A 19,977-nucleotide genomic window follows, 5' to 3' on the forward strand; every position below is an offset into this window, starting at 1 on the left:
CCGATTTAGCTGCTGCTAAAGCCAAGGCCAAGGCTGAAATTCAGGCAGAAGCTGATAAGGTTAAACCTGGCTTAACTAACCAAGCAGATAAAGATACAGTTGATAAAATTGCCAAAGATGCGATTAGTAAGATCGACGACCCAACAATGACTGATAGTGCGGCCGTAACTACAACTAAAGACAAGGCAATCGCTGATATTGATGCCGTTAAGGACAATGCTGGTAAGACCGATGCAGATGCCATTAGTAAAGCTAAAGCCGATGCTGCAGCAGAGATAGCACAAAGTCATAAGGATGCTATAGACAAATTGCACACAAACTTTGGACCAGATGCGGATACTTCAACAACTGATAAGGCTTTTGAAAATCATAAAAATGCAACTGGATCATCGGCAGCTGCTATAAACAAGGATAAATTAGCCGCTGAAAAAGAGATAGCCAAAGGTGCAGTAGCAGATGCTGCAGCGAATGCTAAGAAAAAAGTTGATGATCTTAAGCATACTGATAAAACAGATTATACTAGTGAAGAAAAGAAAGCTATCAAGGATAAAATTGATCAAGAAGTAGGTAAAGCTAATGGGACAATTACTACTCCTGGAACAATTGATCAAGCACCAAATGCTACTGAAGTAAATAAAGCTCGTGATGAAGCAATTAAAAATATTGTTAATAACTTAGTACCAAATGCAGGTAACGGAGGCGGAACTGACAATGGAACTGGTGGCACAGGTAACGGAGGCGGAACTGACAATGGAACTGGTGGCACAGGTAACGGAGGCGGAACTGGCAATGGAACTGGTGGCACAGGTAACGGAGGCGGAACTGGCAATGGAACTGGTGGCACAGGTAACGGAGGCGGAACTGGCAACGGAACTGGTGGCACAGGTAACGGAGACGGAACTGGCAATGGAACTGGTGGCACAGGTAACGGAGACGGAACTGGCAATGGAACTAGCAATGGCACCGGTAACGATCAGGAAAAAGGTAAAGATATTACTTTAATGCATAATGCATATGTTTATGATAAAAATGGGCAACGCAGTAATAAGGTCGTTCTCAAAGCTGGTTCAATTGTGACAACTTATGGTCTTGAAAATATTGCTGGGAGACAATATTATGTTGCTATAGATCAAGGTGCAAGTAATAGAAAATATTATATTGCAGCTGGTAATGCACAATACCTTGTACAGAAGTTAGGTCATAATTCTTATATTTATAATAAATATGGTAAGAGGATTAAAACAGAACCAACTTTGAAGAAAGGTACGAAAGTGAAAACATATGGCGTTCCTGTAAAGATTAGGGGTAAAAAGTACTTTATAATCGCTACTAATCAGTATGTTAAAGCTGCCAATGTTTTGCGATCTCAGCTTGCTACTAAAATTGAACGTGTTGCAGTAACTTCTAATACACCAGTTGCTGACAATAATACTAAGCCATCAGTTGAAAAGACGCTTAAACATAATGCGTATATTTATGATGGGACTGGAAAGCGTAGCAACAAGTTAATCTTAAATGCAGGCTCTGTAGTTAATACAACTGGTCAGAAGCAGATTAATGGGAACTCATACTATACTTTAGACAATGGTATGTACATAGCTGCGGGAAATATTGACGGAAAAAAGTTAAGCTTAGGTCACAATGCTTATCTTTATAGTCAGTATGGTAATCGGGTCGGCAAAAAGGTTTTAAAGAAAAATCATCTTGTTAAGACATACGGTAGTCCTGTTAAAATTAAGAGTAAGATGTACTATATTACAGACAATAATAAAAATGTTAAAAAAGCTAACTTTAAAGTAGTTTCTTAATTAAGTAAAACGCGCCTAAGATTTATGACTTAGGCAAATAAAAAGGGCAGAGAATTTAATTTCTCTGCCTTTTTATGTATTTTTAGCTACTTAAATTTATTTAAAACGCAAGTCTAATACTTGTTTAACTATTCTGTAAGCCATTTTTTTGCATATCATGAAGAATTTTATATTGCTTTTGCAAGCCTTTCTCAATTTTAGAATTGCCTTTCGGCATAAAATATTGTTTACCTAATAACTTATCAGGAAGATATTGTTGAGGCACCCAATCGCCAGGAAAAGAATGAGGATAAATATAATTTTTCCCATGTCCTAGATTTTCAGCACCTTGGTAGTGTGTATCTTTTAAATTATTCGGAATACTGCCATAATCTTGTGTACGTATATCTGCTAAAGCTGCATCAATTGCACTAATTGCACTATTACTTTTAGGTGACAAAGATAGTTCAATCACCGCATTAGCTAATGGTATTCTTGCTTCAGGCAAGCCTATACTTTGAGCTGTTTGAATTGCAATTACTGCATGCTGAACAGCTGCAGGATTAGCAAGACCAATATCTTCATATGCAATTACGCTGAGACGACGACAGATTGAAATTAAATCACCGGCTTCAACTAACCGAGCTAAATAATGCAGTGCAGCATCAGTATCAGAGCCGCGAATTGACTTTTGGAAGGCTGAAATGAGATCATAATGTCCGTCGCCATCAGCATCAAAATTTTGATTACGCATTTGGATTGAATTAGCCATTTCTTGTTGGTCAATTGTAAAACCTTTAGCAATATTTTTCTTTGCCGTAAGTAATTCCTGTTTGGTTGAACGAGTAGCTAATTCCAAGCCATTTAAAGTTGAACGTAAATCACCATTACCATTTTCAATTAATAATTTTTTGGCCGCAGGAGTTAACTGGACTTGATATTTGCCTAATCCATTTTCTTTGTTTGCTAAAGCGCGATCAATTGCTGCACTTATCTCATCAAATTCCAGTGGTCGCAATTCGAAAATTTGACAGCGAGAACGAATTGCAGGTGAAATTGATATATATGGGTTTTCAGTAGTAGCTCCAATTAAAATGATTTCTCCTGATTCAAGCATTGGCAGTAGATAGTCCTGCTTAGTTTTATCTAAGCGGTGAATTTCGTCTAGCAGTAAAATCACAGTACCACTCATTCTGCCTTCTGTAGCTACCTGTTGCAATTGCTTTTTACCATCGGTAGCAGCGTTAAGCATGCGAAAGGCATATTTAGTTGAACCAGCAATTGCACTAGCAATACTTGTTTTACCAATGCCTGGGGGGCCATAAAGAATCATTGAGGACAATAATTTTGCTTCAACCATGCGCCTGATAATTTTCCCAGGACCAATTAAATGCGATTGACCTACAACTTCATTTAAATTCTGAGGTCGCATTCTATAAGCTAACGGTTTCATTATTTATCCCCATTAAAAAAATATCGCCAAAAGCCAATTTTTTTTTGCTTTGTCTTATTCTGAGGTAATGCTACTTTTTCCATTTCAGGAGCGTAAACCTGTTTAATCTCAATTCTCATTTTATTAATTGCTGTTTTGGCAACAACTAAAACAGCAGTATCATCAGGATTTGTTTGAGCGGTCTCATTATTAATAAGTGTAAAAGTAATCTTATATTTACTACAATTGGTTTCAATTTTACTTAAAAATTCATCTTTCAAATTAATATTTAACAAAATTTCATAGCCAATATAATCTTTAAAGTGAGACAAAAAAAGTTCCATTAAGCTAATATCTTGAGTTTCAGCATTAGTCATTCTAACTAGAACTCGTTCACGCAAGGAACCTAAAAATCTTCTGCGTTCATCAGGCAGCGTTTGGGGACTAATACCTTGGGCAGCATTAGCCACTCTAGTATTTAAATCTTCAGACATTAATTGTTGTCTCCTTTCAAGTAAGAAAAAAACCCCTCCTAAATGGGAGAAGGGGCTTTCGTATAAAGAAATTAAAGTAACTTGTTGTAGTATTCAACAACTAGAGCTTCGTTAATTTCTGGTTCCATTTCATCACGTTCTGGAAGACGTACAAGAGAACCTTCTAACTTGTTCTCATCAAATGAAACAAATGATGGGCGAGCTACAGCTGCTTCAAGAGCATCCTTAACTTGTTGTAAGTTCTTTGACTTTTCCTTTAAGCTGATGATTTGACCAACTTTAACTTCATAAGAAGGAATATCAACGCGCTTACCGTCAACAGTAATATGACCGTGGTTAACTAACTGGCGAGCTTGTTCTCTAGTAGTAGCTAAGCCTAGGCGGTAAACAAGGCTATCTAAACGGCATTCAAGTAAGCTCATAAAGTTAGTACCGTGTTCACCTTCACGAATCTTACCAGCGCGTTTAAATAATGTTCTAAATTGACGTTCGTTTAGTCCATACATCCAACGCAATTTTTGCTTTTCATGTAACTGCTCACCATATTCAGATAAGCGACCACGTGAATTAGGACCGTGTTGACCAGGAGCATAGTTACGACGACTAAGTTCCTTACCAGTACCAGAAAGTGAGATACCTAATCTTCTTGAACGTTTCCAACTTGGACCTGTATATCTTGACATAAAATCCTCCAATAAAATCTGATAACAGTTTTTGGAGTAAAATATTACATATAAGTTCAACATTCGTGCATCTTAATTTTCATTTTCGCCTGTTGCAGCGTCGGTTACTCGTTCACTAAAACGTATTAAGATGTTGACGTTCTTGTCACTTATGGCTGCAAATATTTTACACGTCCCATATTATAACGATTAAACTATGTTAAAGCAAGAAAAAGTCGTTAAGGTCGTTAAGTTAGTATAATAAGAAAATTTTTATCCTTTTAGATTTAATCATGCTTTAGCTAAATTTTTTTGCCAGCTAAATTATTGTCTATTTTGATAAACTGTATAGCACAGTATTAAATAAATTTGGTATAATTGGGTTAGTTTTGGAGGAAAAATATGTCACCAACTCAGTCCATAGTTGTAATAATTACAATTTTAATCATTATTATTGTTATAGCATTTATGCTCATTGTGAATCGAAGACAGCTACACGAAATTATTGGGCTTGATGATCTGATTGCTAAAATAGACCGAATGAACCTAGATGCAGATATTGTCAATCTTGATAAAATGGATTTAGCAGGTGAAAGTCTGACAACATTTAACACTTGGCGTAAAAGTTATGAACAAACAGCCAATAAGAGAATACCTCAAGTTCAAGAACTTCTGGATCAAGCTGCAGGGCAAAATACTTCCTATCATCTCATTAGGGCACACAAAAATATTAAACAAGCTCAAGCAATTATGCAGTCAACTTTTGAAGATGCCAAGAATACGAATGATGTTTTTACGGAATTGCTTGAATCAAACCGTGAAAATCAAATGCAGTATGAGGATTTAAATAAAAAATATCAAAAAATGCGTAAACAGGTTTTAGCTGGATCTTTTGAATATGGCTCTGCTCTTGATAAGTTAGAAGATGAACTAACTAATGTAGAAAGTGATTTTGCGGAAGCCAAAAGTTTGACTGCACAAGGAGATCAAGTTGAAGCTAAGCGAGTTCTGTCAAAAATTAGAGCGGCAATTATTTCTATTGACAATGTCTTGCCTAAAATTAGAGCTGATAGACGTGAACTTGACACAATATTTCAAAATCAGTTAAAGGAATTAACAGAAGTTTATAAGAAAATGAAAGCATCCAGGTTTTGTATTAATCAAGTTGATGTTTTAGCTGAAATCAAAAAAAATTATGAGCTGGTTGATAATGCAGGACAGCTGTTAACCCATTTAAAAATTGAAGATTTAGACCAACAAATTAAAAGTATTAAGTCTAATATAGCTGCTTTATATCAACTTTTGGAGAATGAATATAAGGCGCGTCCATTTGTGGAAGACAATCAAGATAAAATTCAACGCTTGCTGTCACATCAACAGGTCGAGGCGAAAGATTTAATTCAAAAATTAAGGCACATTGATGAAAGTTATGAATTGACACATAATGAGCTCGAAGCTAGTCGTAAGCTTGAATTGGAAGTTAACGATATGAATCGTCAATATACAGTTGATACACAAAATCTTGCTGATGGTAAAGGCGTGTATTCAGAAATTAAAGCTTCATGGTTGCACATATTGGAGAGATTGCGAGTAATCAGTTCTAAACAAAAAGCGATGGCTCAAGATGTTGATGGCTTGTATGACGCTGAAAATGTTGCAATTGATTCAATTAACCGGTATAAGCAAGAAGTGTCATTGGTTTATCGTCGCTTAGAACGTAAAGAATTACCTGGCATGCCTGATACTTTTGTGCAAATGTACACTTTAGTTGTTAATGAGATTGGTCATGTGGCTAAAGAGCTTAATCAAGTTCGAATTAATATGGAAAAAATTTCCAATGAATTAATTAATATCTCCGATGATGTTGAACGGTTAAAGCGTGAAGCTGATGATATTGTTAATTCGGCAAGTTTAGTTGAGTTAACCATGCAGTATTCTAATAAATATGCAACAAATAATGCTGTGAGAGTTGCACAAAAAACAGCACTACAACTATATAGCCAAGAATATAATTATAAGGAAGCACTTGATACGATTGCGACAGCTATTGAAAGAGTAGAACCTGGTTCATATCAGCGCTTAGAAAATCTTTATTACTCAGAAAAAACAAACAGCTAATATTTAAAAACAGACCTAATAATCTAGGTCTGTTTTTAAATAAAGAATGATTAATAAGATTTAAATCTGTTTTTCAACACATTATTATCAATAATTTAAGCCGAGGAACAGTTTTGACCCGTTTTTTTAGAATCATATTATTGTAACTTTTCAGATTGTTTGTTCGTTACATATAAATAAATTTCACGAGTGATTTTTTCGTTTTCGTGATCTATGCAGAGAGCCAGATAATTGCATAACATGATTATGTTATAGGTATGAAGTACAATGATGTAGCTGAGAAATAAGGCATTTCACTAATAATGGATAACAAAAAGAAAAATATCTTAGGTCCAATTAATGGTGGTAAAGGATTAAAAATGCACACAAGATGCAATTCTGAAAGAAGCAGGCTTAAAATAAGTCTTCTTTGCTACATCTGTTATCCTTTAATAAAATAGATGAATTTTATTATTTAGTAAAAAAGAATCCTATAAAATTAGGATTCATTAATGCCATCCGGCTTTGATTTTGCAAACTAATATTAGGGGAAAAAGATTTGTCTTAATTTAGTGCGACTTTTTGTTAACTTTATTTAATGGCTATTATGTAAAGTTGACAGTGGTCTAACTAATACTGATTGGCTATTTACCGATTTGTTGCATGTAGCCGGCACCTTTAACTTCATAAGAATAGTCATGCTTTATTTTATTTCTTGTATAGACAGTGAAATATCCCATATTGTAGTAAGACTTCATTACTCTTCTATCTTGTACTTTGCTTCTGGATAACCAGAACGAACCAATTTCTTGGTAATGATAGTTAGACTTATTCATGTCATAATAAGGTCTACCATTTTGCTTATAGCGCATTACATGCAATTTTTGAGTTCCCTTTTTATTTAAACTACAACTAACTTTGCCGTCATATATAAATGCATGTTTAGTAATTTTTATATGAGTCCATTTGTTGTGTCCTTTATAGGCGTACCAATTACCTCTTAACTCTGTGGGAGTAGCATTATGTCCCACATATTTAGCATGGACTGTTGATGAAAATACCATTCCAGTTACAGTAAACATTAGTGTAGCAGCTAAAGCTTTTAATATTTTTTTAAATTTCATTTTTTCTCCTCATTTCAACACTAAAATATTAGCGCTTAAAGAAAACGCTGTCAATTATTGGTGATAAAGAAATATAGCTAAAATTACGAGTTTTATATAGAATAAAATATACTATACTAAAATCTAATTATGAGTGAGGTAGTCTTGCTGCTTAGCTATATCTAACAACTTATTATATTTTTTTCTAGCAGAAGTGGGTAAAGCGTCTAGTTTACTAGCAAGTAAGTTCTGAATAACCTCATTAACTATTTTACTGTAGGATACTTCTTCTTTTTCATTTGGTTTAGCTGATGAAAACTACTATAATTGAGCAGCAGTCGCTAAAAAGTATAGGGCAATGATTTGGGCGGAACCAAATCCAAATAATGATAAAAAGTTAAGTATGTTTTAAGTATGTTAAAGTACAACGATGGTATTGAAGTTAACTGGTTCACCTTTGAAAGCTGACAAATTGAATAGAGGCTATCTGCTAAGTGGAGTACGGTGAAAAAATAAACATTATTTTGAACAATATTATTAACTGTTTTTTAAACAAGTTACCCATTCTGGACACTGGTCTGGAGTAATTTATTTTTGTGTAAACTTCTATAAAAATTTTCCGATTTGTAAAAGACTGTTAAGATGTTAGAATAACTATTGGCAAAAAATCCTGATGTCTCCCATTTTGGGGGCGTAAAAGGGACAGAAATATGGATTTTTCACGAATTTAAGTGAATTTATACGAAGCTAATTATGCTATAAAACACTGATATGAGCGAAAAGTGTAGAAATACATGGGGATGAATTTTATTACATGATATATTTTGACAATAGCGCAACGACTAAAATTGATCAAGAAGTTTTAGATACTTATACTCAAGTTGCACAGAATATTTGGGGTAATCCATCTAGTTTACATAAATTAGGTGATCGGGCATATCAATTGCTAGCAAGCTCACGTAAACAAATTGCTCAGCTGTTAGGTACTAAAACCAATGAAATTTTCTTTACTTCTGGCGGTACAGAATCAAATAATTGGGCAATTAAAGGAACGGCTTTGCAAAAACAAGCATTTGGGCATCACTTAATCACTTCTAGTGTTGAACATGCTTCAGTAGCAAATGCTTTTACTGCCTTGGAAAATTTGGGCTTTCGTGTAACTCGTTTACCTGTTGATAAAGCAGGACGCGTTAATGTCAATGATTTGCGTAATGCATTAGATTCGGAAACAACCTTAGTTTCCATTATGGGAGTTAATAATGAAATTGGTACTATTCAACCAATTGAGGAGATCAGTGATTTATTAACTAATTATCCCAATATTCATTTTCACGTTGATAATGTGCAAGCACTTGGTAAAAATATTTGGTCACAGGTTTTTACACCACGAGTTGATTTTTCTAGCCTTTCGGCTCATAAGTTTCACGGCCCTCGGGGAACTGGTATTCTTTACAAGAAAGCGGGGAAGATGGTTTTGCCACTGCATGATGGTGGTGGTCAAGAAAAAGGTTTGCGTTCAGGTACTGAAAATTTACCCGCAATTGCAGGTATGGCTAAAGCAATACGTTTGCTCTTAGCTAATGAAAAAAGTAATGCTGTCAAAGAAGAGACCATTAAAGATAGGATAGTTAACTATCTACAGGATAAACCAGGAATTAAAATTTTTTCACCAGTAAATGCGGGGTTTACACCACATATTTTGTGTTTTGCGCTGGAGGGAATTAGGGGTGAAACACTTGTTCACACCTTAGAAGAGCATGATATATATACGTCTACGACTTCTGCTTGTGCATCAACAAAAACTGATCAGGCAAGTACACTAGTAGCGATGCATGTGGATGATAAAGAAGCCACAAGTGCTATTCGTTTGAGTTTTGATGAAACTAATACTTTAGCCGAAGCTGATGAATTTATTAGTGTTTTTGACCAGATTTACCGTCATTTTGCCCCAATTAATCACTTAGGAGAATAAGATTTGATGAAATATACTGAAATTATGGTTCGCTATGGCGAACTTTCAACTAAAGGAAAGAATCGAAAGGATTTTATTGGTCGTTTAGCTGGTAATGTTACTAGGGTATTACGCGATTTCCCGCAAATTGAGCTTCATCCGCGTCATGATCGGATGCATATTGTCTTAAACGACGCACCTTTTGCGGAAATAGATCAGCGTTTAAAGAAAGTTTTTGGTATCCAAACTTATTCACCAACAATTAAGGTAGAAAAAACACTGACTAAAATTGAAGAAACTGCTCTTGCTTTGATGAAAGAGACCTACCAAGAGGGAATGACTTTCAAGGTTAATACCAAGCGTAGTGACCATAACTTTACCTATGATACGAATGAGTTAAATCAATTAGTGGGGGACTATCTTTTTAAAAACATGTCCAACTTAAAAGTAGAAATGAAACATCCTGATTTGGTATTAAGACTTGAAGTTCGCCAAGATGCAGTATATATTTCTAACCAATTATTGCATGGCGCAGGTGGGATGCCTGTTGGAACTGGAGGTCGAGCAGTGATGATGCTTTCAGGCGGAATTGATTCTCCGGTTGCATCATACTTAGCCTTGAAGCGGGGGGTTGACATTGATATGGTTCATTTCTATAGTCCGCCATATACGACTGAGAAAGCCCTCAACAAAGCTAAAGAATTAACAGGAATATTGGCTAACTATGCAGGACGAATTAATTTTATTGCAGTTCCATTTGCCGAAATTCAAGAAACTATTAAAGAAAAGTTACCAGAAGGTTATTTGATGACAGTTCAACGTCGTTTTATGTTACGTTTAGCAGATCAAATCCGAGCTAAAAGAAAAGGACTAGCTATTTTCAATGGAGAATCTGTGGGACAAGTGGCCTCGCAAACATTGGAGTCAATGGCAGCAATTAACGATGTAACCACAACTCCGGTTGTGCGCCCGGTTGCTACAATGGACAAGACTGAAATTATTCGTTTAGCTGAACAAATTGGTACCTTTGATTTATCAATTCAACCATTTGAAGATTGTTGCACAATCTTTGCCCCACCCCGTCCTAAAACTAAGCCAAGAATTGATAAAGCACGCGAATTTGAAGCACGGCTAGATGTTGAGGGCTTAATTGAGCGCGCCCTAGCTGGTATTAAAATAACGACTATTTATCCTGGTGATAAATTTATAGCCGATAAAGCAGCAGAAGATACTGCACTGCTATAAAAAACATGCTATAATGCTATCTAAAGAAATAATCAAGAGGTATTAATCTTATAAGTAGAGAAAGGTCCATAGTTGGTGAAAGACCGAATGAAGGTTAATTGGTAGCTTGATTTAATTGATTAGCTGAATTTAAAGTAGGCTAGTCCGGTATCAAGGTCCGTTATCACTAGATTAAGGGAAGCAATATTTTTGCTTAATGATAGGTGGTACCGCGGTTATTATATCGTCCTAGACAAGATTGTCTAGGACTTTTTTATTGGAGGAAATTTATGACAGATTTAGCACCTAAATACGACCCCCATGAGGTTGAAACAGGTAGATATCAAGCGTGGCTTGATCAAGACTTGTTTAAGCCATCAGGAGATAAAACAGCCCATCCTTATTCTATTGTAATCCCACCACCAAATGTTACGGGAAAGTTACATTTGGGCCATGCTTGGGATACGGCAATTCAAGATACTCTAATCCGCTTTAAACGGATGCAAGGCTACGATACGCTATATTTACCCGGAATGGATCATGCCGGGATTGCTACTCAAGCTAAAGTTGAGGCTAAATTGCGTAAGCAAGGTAAAGATCGGCACCAGATGGGACGTGAAGCATTCGTTAAACAAGTCTGGGACTGGAAAGATGAGTACGCTAATATCATTAAAAGTCAATGGGCGAAGATGGGTTTGTCGCTTGATTATTCACGCGAGCGCTTTACTTTAGATGAAGGACTATCTAAGGCTGTTAAGCGAGTTTTTGTTCAATTGTATAATGAAGGGTTAATTTATCGCGGAGAATATATTATTAATTGGGATCCGCAACTGCAAACAGCACTAAGTGACATTGAAGTTATTCACCAGGATGATAAAGGGGCTTTTTATCACATCAAGTATCCCTTTGCTGATGGCTCTGGTTTTGTCGAAATTGCAACCACTCGACCAGAAACTATGTTTGGTGATACGGCAGTAGCTGTGGCTCATGGGGATGAACGCTATAAAGACCTTGTCGGTAAGGAATTAATTCTACCAATAGTTGGACGTAAAATTCCAATTATTGAAGACCAACATGTTGATCCTGAATTTGGAACAGGACTAGTAAAAATTACGCCCGCCCATGATCCAAATGACTTTGCTGTTGGTAATCGCCACAACTTAGAACGAATTAATGTAATGAATGACGACGGGACAATGAATGAGCAAGCAGGAAAATATCAAGGCATGGATCGTTTTGCTTGTCGTGAAGCTCTAGTTAAGGACTTAAAAGAGCAGGGATACCTTATTCAGATAAAACCAATTGTGCATTCAGTTGGTCACTCTGAACGTTCAGGTGTTCAAGTTGAACCGCGTCTTTCAACTCAATGGTTTGTGAAAATGAAGCCTTTAGCTGAAAAGGTATTGGCAAATCAAAAAACTGCCAACAAGGTTAACTTTGTTCCAGAACGATTTGAGCAAACGCTAGAGCATTGGATGGAAGATGTGCATGATTGGGTAATCTCACGCCAGCTCTGGTGGGGGCACCGCATCCCAGCTTGGTACAATAAAAAGACAGGTGAGATGTATGTTGGTGAAGAAGCACCGCATGATATTGAAAACTGGGACCAAGATACTGATGTTTTGGATACGTGGTTCTCTAGTGCTTTGTGGCCATTTTCGACAATGGGTTGGCCTGATACAACGGCTGCTGACTTTAATCGTTATTTCCCAACTAATGCCTTAGTAACTGGCTATGATATTATTTTCTTTTGGGTTTCACGTATGATTTTCCAAAGTTTGCACTTTACTCATGAACGTCCATTTAAGGATGTAGTTTTACATGGCTTAATTCGCGATGAACAAGGACGCAAGATGAGTAAGTCACTGGGCAATGGGGTTGACCCAATGGATGTCGTTGATGAATATGGAGCTGATGCCTTAAGATGGTTTTTACTTAATGGAACTGCTCCAGGTCAGGATACGCGCTATAATCCAAATAAATTATCGGCTGCGTGGAATTTTATTAATAAAATTTGGAATGCTGCTCGTTTTGTAATCATGAATTTACCAGAAAGTGCGCAGCCAGCTCATATGCCTGATACTAAGCAGTTTGATTTGGCTGACAGCTGGATTTTTGCGCAGTTAAATCATACCGTTAGTGAAGTGATTCGCTTATTCGATGAATATAAGTTTGGCGAAGCTGGGCGAGAATTATATAACTTTATCTGGAATGATTTCTGTGACTGGTACATCGAAGTTTCTAAGGTTGCTTTAAACAGTAACGATGCCCAATTAAAGACTAGAAAACAAAATAATTTAATCTGGATTTTGGATCAAATTTTGCGACTTCTTCATCCGATTATGCCATTTGTAACTGAAAAATTATGGTTGTCCATGCCACATGAAGGTAAATCAATCATGATTGCTCCTTATCCAGAATTTCACGCTGAATTTGTAAATGATAAAGCCCAGCATGACATGGCTTTCTTGATTGAAATTATTAAAGCAGTGCGCAACATTCGTATGGAAGTTAATGCGCCTTTATCTTCACCAATTGATATCATGATTCAACTAGAGGATGCTAATAATGAAAAAATTTTGGCTGATAATGCTGAATATGTGAAAAACTTTTTACATCCGAAAGAATTGACGATTGCCACTGAAATTGTCGCACCTAAATTGGCTAAAACCGCTGTGGTGTCGGGAGCGCAAATTTTTATTCCGCTAGCTGATTTGGTAAACGTTGATGATGAAATTAAGCGTATGGAAAAAGAAGAAAAAGACCTTAGAGCTGAAGTTGAACGGGCAACTAAAAAATTAAGCAATGAGGGTTTTGTTGCCCATGCTCCTGCTGCTGTAATTGACAAAGAAAAAGCTAAGCTGGCTGATTATGAAAATCAACTAGCTAGTGTGCAACAACGAATTCAAGATTTAAAAAAGAGTGAATAATGTGATTTTTAACAATTCTCAAGCCTTTTTAACTTATTTATATGCCTTGCCAAAAACGCATGAAAAAGCTGATTTGACTTACATCAAGCAGGTTCTTAATTTACTAGGTAACCCGCAAAATCAAGTTAAAACAATCCATGTTACAGGTACTAATGGCAAGGGATCAACTTCGTATTACTTGAGCAACTTGTTACAAAAAGCCGGTCAAAAGACTGGCCTTTTTGTTTCGCCCTATGTTTTTGAATTTGGTGAACGAATTCAGATTAATGGTCAGTATATTAGTGAATCTGAATTACTTAGAATTGCAAACAGGGTCGAACAAGTTTTGGCACAACTGCGCCAAGATAATGCGTCTTTTTCATTAGTTACATTTGAATATGAAGTGGTACTGGCTTTTATTTATTTTGCTCAAGCTAAATGTGATTATGCCGTAATTGAAGTTGGTATTGGTGGTCAGCATGATAAAACCAATGTAATTGTACCGGAAGTTAGTATAATTACGACGGTTGGGCTTGACCATGAAGCTTTAATTGGACCAACAATTCAAGATATTGCACGTGAAAAAAGTGGCATAATTAAGCACCAGCGACCAGTTATTTTAGGTAATGTTCCTAATGAAGTATTACCGCTTATTAAGCAAAAGGCTTTAGTTGAAGCAGCTCCTTTATATCAGCTGGGCGTTGATTTTGATGTAAATCTTGCTACAGCGGCAGTGTATACTGATCAAAAAAGGCAAGTAACGCTATCGCCCAGACCATTAGTTGAATGCTATGATTTAGCAGTTGCAATTAAAGCTTTTAGCCTTTTGCAGATTCCACTAGCCGATAATCAAATTGAACTAGCTCTTGATCAAATGGTTATCCCTGGACGCTACCAAATTATTCAAAATAATCCCTTAGTTGTGCTTGATGGGGCGCATAATATTCAGGCAATGCAAAATTTATTGCATTTTGTTCACCAGCAACAACAAAGACGTCAAGGTAAAGTGCGTATTCTCATAATGTTAATGCGAGATAAAGATCTTACCCCAATTTTTTCTTTATTTGAAGAAAATGATGAGGTTCATATAACCACTATTGATTATCCTAGGGCTGCTAACAAGGATGATTTCCCGCAGCAAATTAAAAATAAGTATCCATACGAAGCAGATTGGCAAATTGCCTTTGAACAGCTACGTCAAAAAAGTCAGCCTAATGATATACTACTAGTAACAGGTTCGTTTTATTTGGTTGGCAATATTTTGCAATGGGAGCAAAAGTATGAAAATAAAAGGCATAAATAATGAAATAGAAGGCGTTCTTTTTGATATGGATGGCTTATTAGTTAATTCGGAAGAATTATATTGGCAAGCAAATATCCAAGCGGCGCGCAAAGCTGGTCTTAAGATGCCAGCTGATCTTTATTTACAACTAGTTGGTGCGTCAGCCACCAGTATGGCTGATTTTTATAAAAATTATTTCCAAAATGATCAGCAGAAAAGGGAATTTATTCAGCAAACAGATGATTTAGTGTGGCAATGGACAGACGAAGGGAAATTAAAGTTACAACCTGGTGTGCAAGCAACTCTTGACTATTTGCAAAAGTGCAAAATACCGATGGCAATTGTCACAAGTAATACTGAACAAGTTGTTGAACATAACTTATGGGTAACTGGCACCCGTAACTATTTTTATTTTCATTTAAATGCCGCAGATGTTAAAAATAACCGAGTCAATCCCAAACCGGCACCAGATATTTATCTTTTAGCTGCTGAAAAAATGGCTTTACCGAAAAAGAACCTATTAGCTTTTGAAGATTCATCTTCTGGATTACAAGCAGCAGTCAATGCTGGCATTAAGTGTGTAATGATTCCTGACTTAGTACCGGCGACAAAGGAAGATCTAAAAATAGCTACGTTTATTAGATCAAGTTTTAAAGACTTTTTAGCTAAAATTTAGTTTTTTTGCGTATTAAATAGTGAAAGGGATGATTTATATGGAAATTATTAAATCTAAGCACTATTTAATTAATACAGATTTTGAAATAATGAATAGTCTTTTTGATCAATTAACAGAACAAGGAATTACTCGTTTTGAAGAGCTCTCATTGAAATTGAAACAACTACATATTACTAATTTTAATGAGTTACTAAAATTCATTTCAAATGATGAATGTGATCAGAATATTTCTATTATTTGTGAGAATTTACTTGAGCGTCTACGCTTTGCAGTTCCTGATCGTGAAGCAGTCTTGACCTCAAGTAATGAGGTTGGGATGTATTTAACGGACAAATTAGCAGGACATAAACAAGAACAATTATGGGCAATTTATATTGACAACAGTAACCATATTGTTGCTGAAAAGCAATTATTTATTGGGACGCTAGATAAGTCGGTTGCACATCCAAGAGAAATTTTTCGGTGGGCAGTTATTTATGCTTGTGCGGGCTTCATAGTCGTTCATAATCATCCAAGTGGCAACTTGATGCCATCTAAGAGTGATATCGAATTAACTAAAAGTTTACAGAGTTGTGCCGAAATGATGCACATTGATTTTTTAGATCACTTTATTGTAGGTAAGGGGCAATATTTCAGCATGCAGGAGCATCAATTGTTTTAAATTCATCTTAAACTTATTCTACAAATCTTTTTTCTGTTTCACTTTATGCTATAATTAACCAAGATTTAGAGACTGCAGTAATTAAGGAGAGATTTTCGTGTTTGGATTAGGAGCAAAAAACATTGGCATCGACTTGGGTACAGCCAATACTCTTGTTTATATGGAAGGTAAAGGTATTGTACTTAGAGAACCTTCAGTAGTAGCAAAGAATACTCAGACCAATAAAGTGATCGCAGTTGGTTCAGAAGCTAAAGAAATGATTGGTAGAACACCTGCAAGTATTGTCGCAATTCGGCCAATGAAGGATGGAGTAATTGCTGATTATGATACAACTGCCGCAATGTTGAAGTACTTCATTGAAAAGACAGTTGGTAATGCGAAGCCTTCAGCAATGATTTGTGTACCATCAGGGGTTACAGAAGTTGAAAAAAGAGCAGTTATCGATGCTGCTCGCGTGGCCGGGGCTCGTGAAGCTTTTGTAATTGAAGAACCATTTGCCGCTGCAATTGGAGCAGGACTACCTGTAATGGATCCAACAGGTTCAATGGTAGTTGATATTGGTGGTGGAACAACGGATGTTGCAACAATTTCACTTGGTGGAATTGTTTCATCAACTTCTATTCGTCAAGCTGGCGATAAATTTAATGCCGCAATTATAAATTATGTACATTCCAACTTTAATTTATTAATTGGGGAACGTACTGCTGAAGATATTAAAATTCAAATTGGTTCTGCTTCAGTTGAAAAGGCGGAAACTATCGATTCAATTAATATTCGGGGGCGTGACCTAGTTACTGGTTTACCAAAGTCGGTTGATGTAAAAGCAGTTGATGTTGCAAAAGCAATTCAAGATGTTGTGCAAGATATTATTGTTGCTATTAAAGAGACACTTGAGCAAACTTCTCCAGAAATTGCTGCAGATGTAATTGATCATGGAATCGTTTTAACTGGTGGAGGAGCGTTGCTAAAGAATTTACCTGATGTGATTTCAGAAGCAACTAAAGTGCCTGTATTTATTGCACAAGATCCACTTGATTGTGTTGCAATCGGTACTGGAGAATCACTTAAAAATATTGAAATAATGCGTAGAAGTCGCAAATAATATATAAAGTCGGCTCTTTTTGCCGGCTTTTTTAGGGATCAATTCCAGATGAAAAAGTTTCTACAAAATAAAAAACTATTATCAGTATGTATTGTAATTATTATTATTTTTTCGATTCTCGGCGCTAGTGTTAGTTTACGTAATAAAAGAAGTACGCCGCTAGTTATTCAAAGTTTTGGAAATGATGCAGTGGCAGTTGGTACAAGGTTGGTTGATTATCCAATTAGTCTAATTTCGGGAACATTAAGTAATGTGCACAATCTTTTGCAAACACAAGACGAAAATAATTATTTAAAGAGCCGAGTAACAGAATTGCAGCAGACAGAAGCGCGTAATTCTAGCCTTGAAACTGAAAATAAGCAATTAAAATCAGCACTGAAACTGAAAGAATCATTGACGGATTTTGATACGATTGAGGCCTCAGTCATTGCGCGCTCACCAGATAGTTGGAGCGATTTGCTTATCATAAACAAAGGAACAACTTCTGGCTTGAAAAAAAATATGGCGGTTATGTCTGGTGGAGGAGTTATTGGACGAATCGTAGAAGTTAGTGCAGCTAGTGCTAAAGTAGAACTAATCACTACCTCCGATAAGTCGGCTAATCGATTTGCTGTTGAAGCAAAAGCAGTAAATGGCAAAAAAGTACATGGTATTATTACTGTTATTGGAACTAAAAGCTTAGCCTTTACTCAAGCCGTTGATGGGAAAAAGTTAAAGCGCGGGACTAAAGTATATACCAGTGGTATGGGTGGCAATTCACCTAAAGGATTATTAATTGGTACGATTGCCGCAACGACACATGATTCTTTTGGATTATCTGACTTACTTAAACTGAGACCAGCTGGGGAATTAAATGATCCAACAGTGGTTTCGGTAATTAAAAGAAAGGTGACTGATTAATGCGTTCTCTGCAGAGATTTGTGTTAGCGATTGCACTCTATATTGCTTTAGTTATTAATGCCAGTTTAGCCCTTTATTTACACGATTTTTTTTCGCTTGGTTCAAGCACTAATTTGTTATTACCAATAGGAATAATGCTGATTGCTTTATTTGACGATACAAATAAAAATGAAATTTGGCTTGCACTGGGGGCTGGAATAATCAGTGACATTTATTTTTACGGTATTATTGGAATTTATGCCGTTGCTTTACCTACAACATGTTGGCTTTTACAAAAAGTAGCTCGTTTTTTGCCAGAAGTTTTTTGGGCAAGAATGCTAATAATAATTATTGCTGTAGTTGGTGTAAATGCTTATAGTTGGCTAATTTTAAAAATTACTGGGGTAATAAATGTTTCTGCTTTAGATTTATTATGGAGCTTGCCCACAACGATTGGGTGGTCATTTTTATTCGCTTGTCTTACATACAAAATCTGGGGTAGTTTAGCAATTAAGTATCCGTTTTTGGTTAATTTGAATAATTATCAATAATAAAAAAAGTGGGAAGAGCTCCCACTTTTTTTATTCAAAAATTCCTGATGCACTAACTATTGGCATTGCAATAGCAGCTAATGTAAAAATTGCCATAAGCCAAGCCATAACAATTGTAAGTTTTTGAAAACCTGATTTTTTTTGTTTACGTTTGCGTGACATGATTAACCTCCTGCATGAACAATATTTTATGCTACTTATTAGTTTTTTTCAAACAGTTGTTAAGCTAAAATATGATTTAGTACTGAGGAGGCTAAAGTATGTTTTTAATATTTGGATTACCCTTACTAGGTTTAGTTTGTGCTGTTATTTTAAATAAACTATTTCCAAGAGCTAAATTTCGTGGATATGATATCTTACCCTTCTTTCTTATCTGTGCTTGTCATTTAATTTCATTGAAGCAAAGTAAACCAGAATTTTTACCTTATGGTTTTTTCGTTTTTTTCATTTTAGTTATTATTTTGACAATTGCTGAGGCAATAAAAAATAAGAATATAGCACTAGATAAAATAATGCGTGAAATTTGGGATTATTTAACTGTTAATACAATTTTTTGGTATATTGGCTTAATGTTTATGCTAATTTAATGTATTTTAAGAAGACCGAAAATTTTAAATAATTTCGGTCTTCTGTTATTTTTTAAAAGAAAATATAAATATTTAATGTTTTGTAACTAAAGAGTGGTAGGAAGTGGTGAATTGTGGTAAATTATTCTTTGGAAGGGGGCTAAGTCATGTTCATGGGTGAATATCACCATAATCTTGATAGCAAAGGTCGGTTAATAATACCTGCTCGTTTGCGTAATCAAATTGGTGATAAAATGATTTTCACTCGCGGCATGGAAGGTTGCATTTTTGGTTATACCACAGAAGAGTGGGCAGTCATGGAAGCAAAATTAGCTCACCTTCCATTGACTAAAAGGAATGCTCGTAGTTTTACGCGACTATTTTATTCTGGTGCAATGGAGTGCGAATTCGATAAGCAAGGACGTGTGAATCTGACCACAACTTTAAAGAAACATGCATCCTTGATTAAAGAATGTGTAATCATTGGCGTTTCTGATCGAATAGAAATTTGGTCAAAAGAACGTTGGGATGAATTTAGTATGCAGGCTAATGAAAATTATGATGACATTGCTGAAGATTTCGATGATATTGAACTATAAAT

18 protein-coding genes are annotated in these 19,977 nt (G+C 35.8%); 13 read left to right on the top strand and 5 right to left on the bottom strand.

The window, feature by feature from the left end:
• Positions 1-1,808 (top strand): SLAP domain-containing protein (locus tag BM203_RS00010; protein WP_208856616.1); only part of this gene is annotated, 1,808 nt, incomplete at its 5' end.
• A gap of 124 nt (positions 1,809-1,932) precedes the next feature.
• Here the strand turns inward: BM203_RS00010 and BM203_RS00015 are convergent.
• The 3 genes from BM203_RS00015 to rpsD all read right to left on the bottom strand — a co-directional run bounded on the left by BM203_RS00015 (position 1,933) and on the right by rpsD (position 4,396).
• Complete coding sequence (locus BM203_RS00015; RefSeq protein WP_090091722.1) at positions 1,933-3,240, bottom strand: replication-associated recombination protein A; 1,308 nt, start codon at positions 3,238-3,240, stop codon at positions 1,933-1,935.
• Positions 3,240-3,713 (bottom strand): DUF1694 domain-containing protein, encoded by a 474-nt coding sequence (locus BM203_RS00020; protein ID WP_090091724.1) that lies wholly within the window; start codon positions 3,711-3,713, stop codon positions 3,240-3,242. Before BM203_RS00020 ends, BM203_RS00015 begins: the two co-directional genes overlap by 1 nt.
• Positions 3,714-3,784: 71 nt before the next feature.
• On the bottom strand, positions 3,785-4,396 hold the full coding sequence (rpsD, locus tag BM203_RS00025; protein ID WP_090091726.1) for a 30S ribosomal protein S4: 612 nt from the start codon (positions 4,394-4,396) through the stop codon (positions 3,785-3,787).
• Positions 4,397-4,777: 381 nt separating this feature from the next.
• Here rpsD and ezrA point away from each other — a divergent pair, with 381 nt between their 5' ends.
• Positions 4,778-6,493 carry a septation ring formation regulator EzrA gene (gene ezrA / locus BM203_RS00030; protein WP_090091728.1) on the top strand — a complete coding sequence of 572 codons (1,716 nt, stop codon included), beginning with the start codon at positions 4,778-4,780 and terminating at the stop codon, positions 6,491-6,493.
• A 623-nt stretch (positions 6,494-7,116) separates the two neighbouring features.
• On the opposite strand, the gene BM203_RS00035 is transcribed toward ezrA, so the two are convergent.
• Positions 7,117-7,596, bottom strand: coding sequence for a hypothetical protein (locus BM203_RS00035; protein WP_090091730.1), 480 nt, complete (start codon positions 7,594-7,596; stop codon positions 7,117-7,119).
• A 793-nt stretch (positions 7,597-8,389) separates the two neighbouring features.
• Here BM203_RS00035 and BM203_RS00040 point away from each other — a divergent pair.
• The 9 genes from BM203_RS00040 (at position 8,390) to mreD (ending at position 18,810) form a co-directional block, all read left to right on the top strand.
• Complete coding sequence (locus BM203_RS00040) at positions 8,390-9,547, top strand: cysteine desulfurase family protein (RefSeq protein ID WP_090091732.1); 1,158 nt, start codon at positions 8,390-8,392, stop codon at positions 9,545-9,547.
• A gap of 6 nt (positions 9,548-9,553) precedes the next feature.
• Complete coding sequence (thiI, locus tag BM203_RS00045) at positions 9,554-10,771, top strand: tRNA uracil 4-sulfurtransferase ThiI (RefSeq protein WP_090091734.1); 1,218 nt, start codon at positions 9,554-9,556, stop codon at positions 10,769-10,771.
• A 269-nt stretch (positions 10,772-11,040) separates the two neighbouring features.
• Positions 11,041-13,680, top strand: a complete 2,640-nt coding sequence (locus BM203_RS00050; RefSeq protein ID WP_090091736.1) for a valine--tRNA ligase — start codon at positions 11,041-11,043, stop codon at positions 13,678-13,680.
• A gap of 1 nt (position 13,681) precedes the next feature.
• A complete protein-coding gene (locus tag BM203_RS00055) occupies positions 13,682-14,962 on the top strand; it encodes a bifunctional folylpolyglutamate synthase/dihydrofolate synthase (protein WP_090091737.1) in 1,281 nt (426 codons plus the stop codon).
• Positions 14,940-15,617: an HAD family hydrolase gene (locus BM203_RS00060; RefSeq protein WP_090091739.1), complete on the top strand. Its 678-nt coding sequence runs from the start codon at positions 14,940-14,942 to the stop codon at positions 15,615-15,617. Before BM203_RS00055 ends, BM203_RS00060 begins: the two co-directional genes overlap by 23 nt.
• Positions 15,618-15,654: 37 nt before the next feature.
• Positions 15,655-16,278, top strand: coding sequence for a JAB domain-containing protein (locus tag BM203_RS00065; RefSeq protein WP_090091741.1), 624 nt, complete (start codon positions 15,655-15,657; stop codon positions 16,276-16,278).
• Positions 16,279-16,375: 97 nt separating this feature from the next.
• The gene (locus tag BM203_RS00070) at positions 16,376-17,380 is read left to right on the top strand and encodes a rod shape-determining protein (RefSeq protein ID WP_090091743.1); all 1,005 of its coding nucleotides are present in this window, start codon (positions 16,376-16,378) and stop codon (positions 17,378-17,380) included.
• Positions 17,381-17,428: 48 nt separating this feature from the next.
• Complete coding sequence (gene mreC / locus BM203_RS00075; RefSeq protein WP_090091745.1) at positions 17,429-18,280, top strand: rod shape-determining protein MreC; 852 nt, start codon at positions 17,429-17,431, stop codon at positions 18,278-18,280.
• The gene (gene mreD / locus BM203_RS00080) at positions 18,280-18,810 is read left to right on the top strand and encodes a rod shape-determining protein MreD (protein WP_090091747.1); all 531 of its coding nucleotides are present in this window, start codon (positions 18,280-18,282) and stop codon (positions 18,808-18,810) included. Before mreC ends, mreD begins: the two co-directional genes overlap by 1 nt.
• A 30-nt stretch (positions 18,811-18,840) precedes the next feature.
• On the opposite strand, the gene BM203_RS00085 is transcribed toward mreD, so the two are convergent.
• Positions 18,841-18,972 carry a DUF4044 domain-containing protein gene (locus tag BM203_RS00085; RefSeq protein ID WP_090091749.1) on the bottom strand — a complete coding sequence of 44 codons (132 nt, stop codon included), beginning with the start codon at positions 18,970-18,972 and terminating at the stop codon, positions 18,841-18,843.
• Between the two features lie 98 nt (positions 18,973-19,070).
• Here BM203_RS00085 and BM203_RS00090 point away from each other — a divergent pair, with 98 nt between their 5' ends.
• Both BM203_RS00090 and mraZ read left to right on the top strand, forming a co-directional pair.
• Positions 19,071-19,397: a DUF3397 domain-containing protein gene (locus BM203_RS00090; protein ID WP_090091751.1), complete on the top strand. Its 327-nt coding sequence runs from the start codon at positions 19,071-19,073 to the stop codon at positions 19,395-19,397.
• Between the two features lie 146 nt (positions 19,398-19,543).
• Positions 19,544-19,975: a division/cell wall cluster transcriptional repressor MraZ gene (mraZ, locus tag BM203_RS00095; RefSeq protein WP_090091753.1), complete on the top strand. Its 432-nt coding sequence runs from the start codon at positions 19,544-19,546 to the stop codon at positions 19,973-19,975.
• Positions 19,976-19,977 lie beyond the last annotated feature (2 nt).

The sequence above is a fragment of the Lactobacillus bombicola genome, from assembly GCF_900112665.1.
In the GTDB taxonomy this organism is placed as follows: domain Bacteria; phylum Bacillota; class Bacilli; order Lactobacillales; family Lactobacillaceae; genus Lactobacillus; species Lactobacillus bombicola.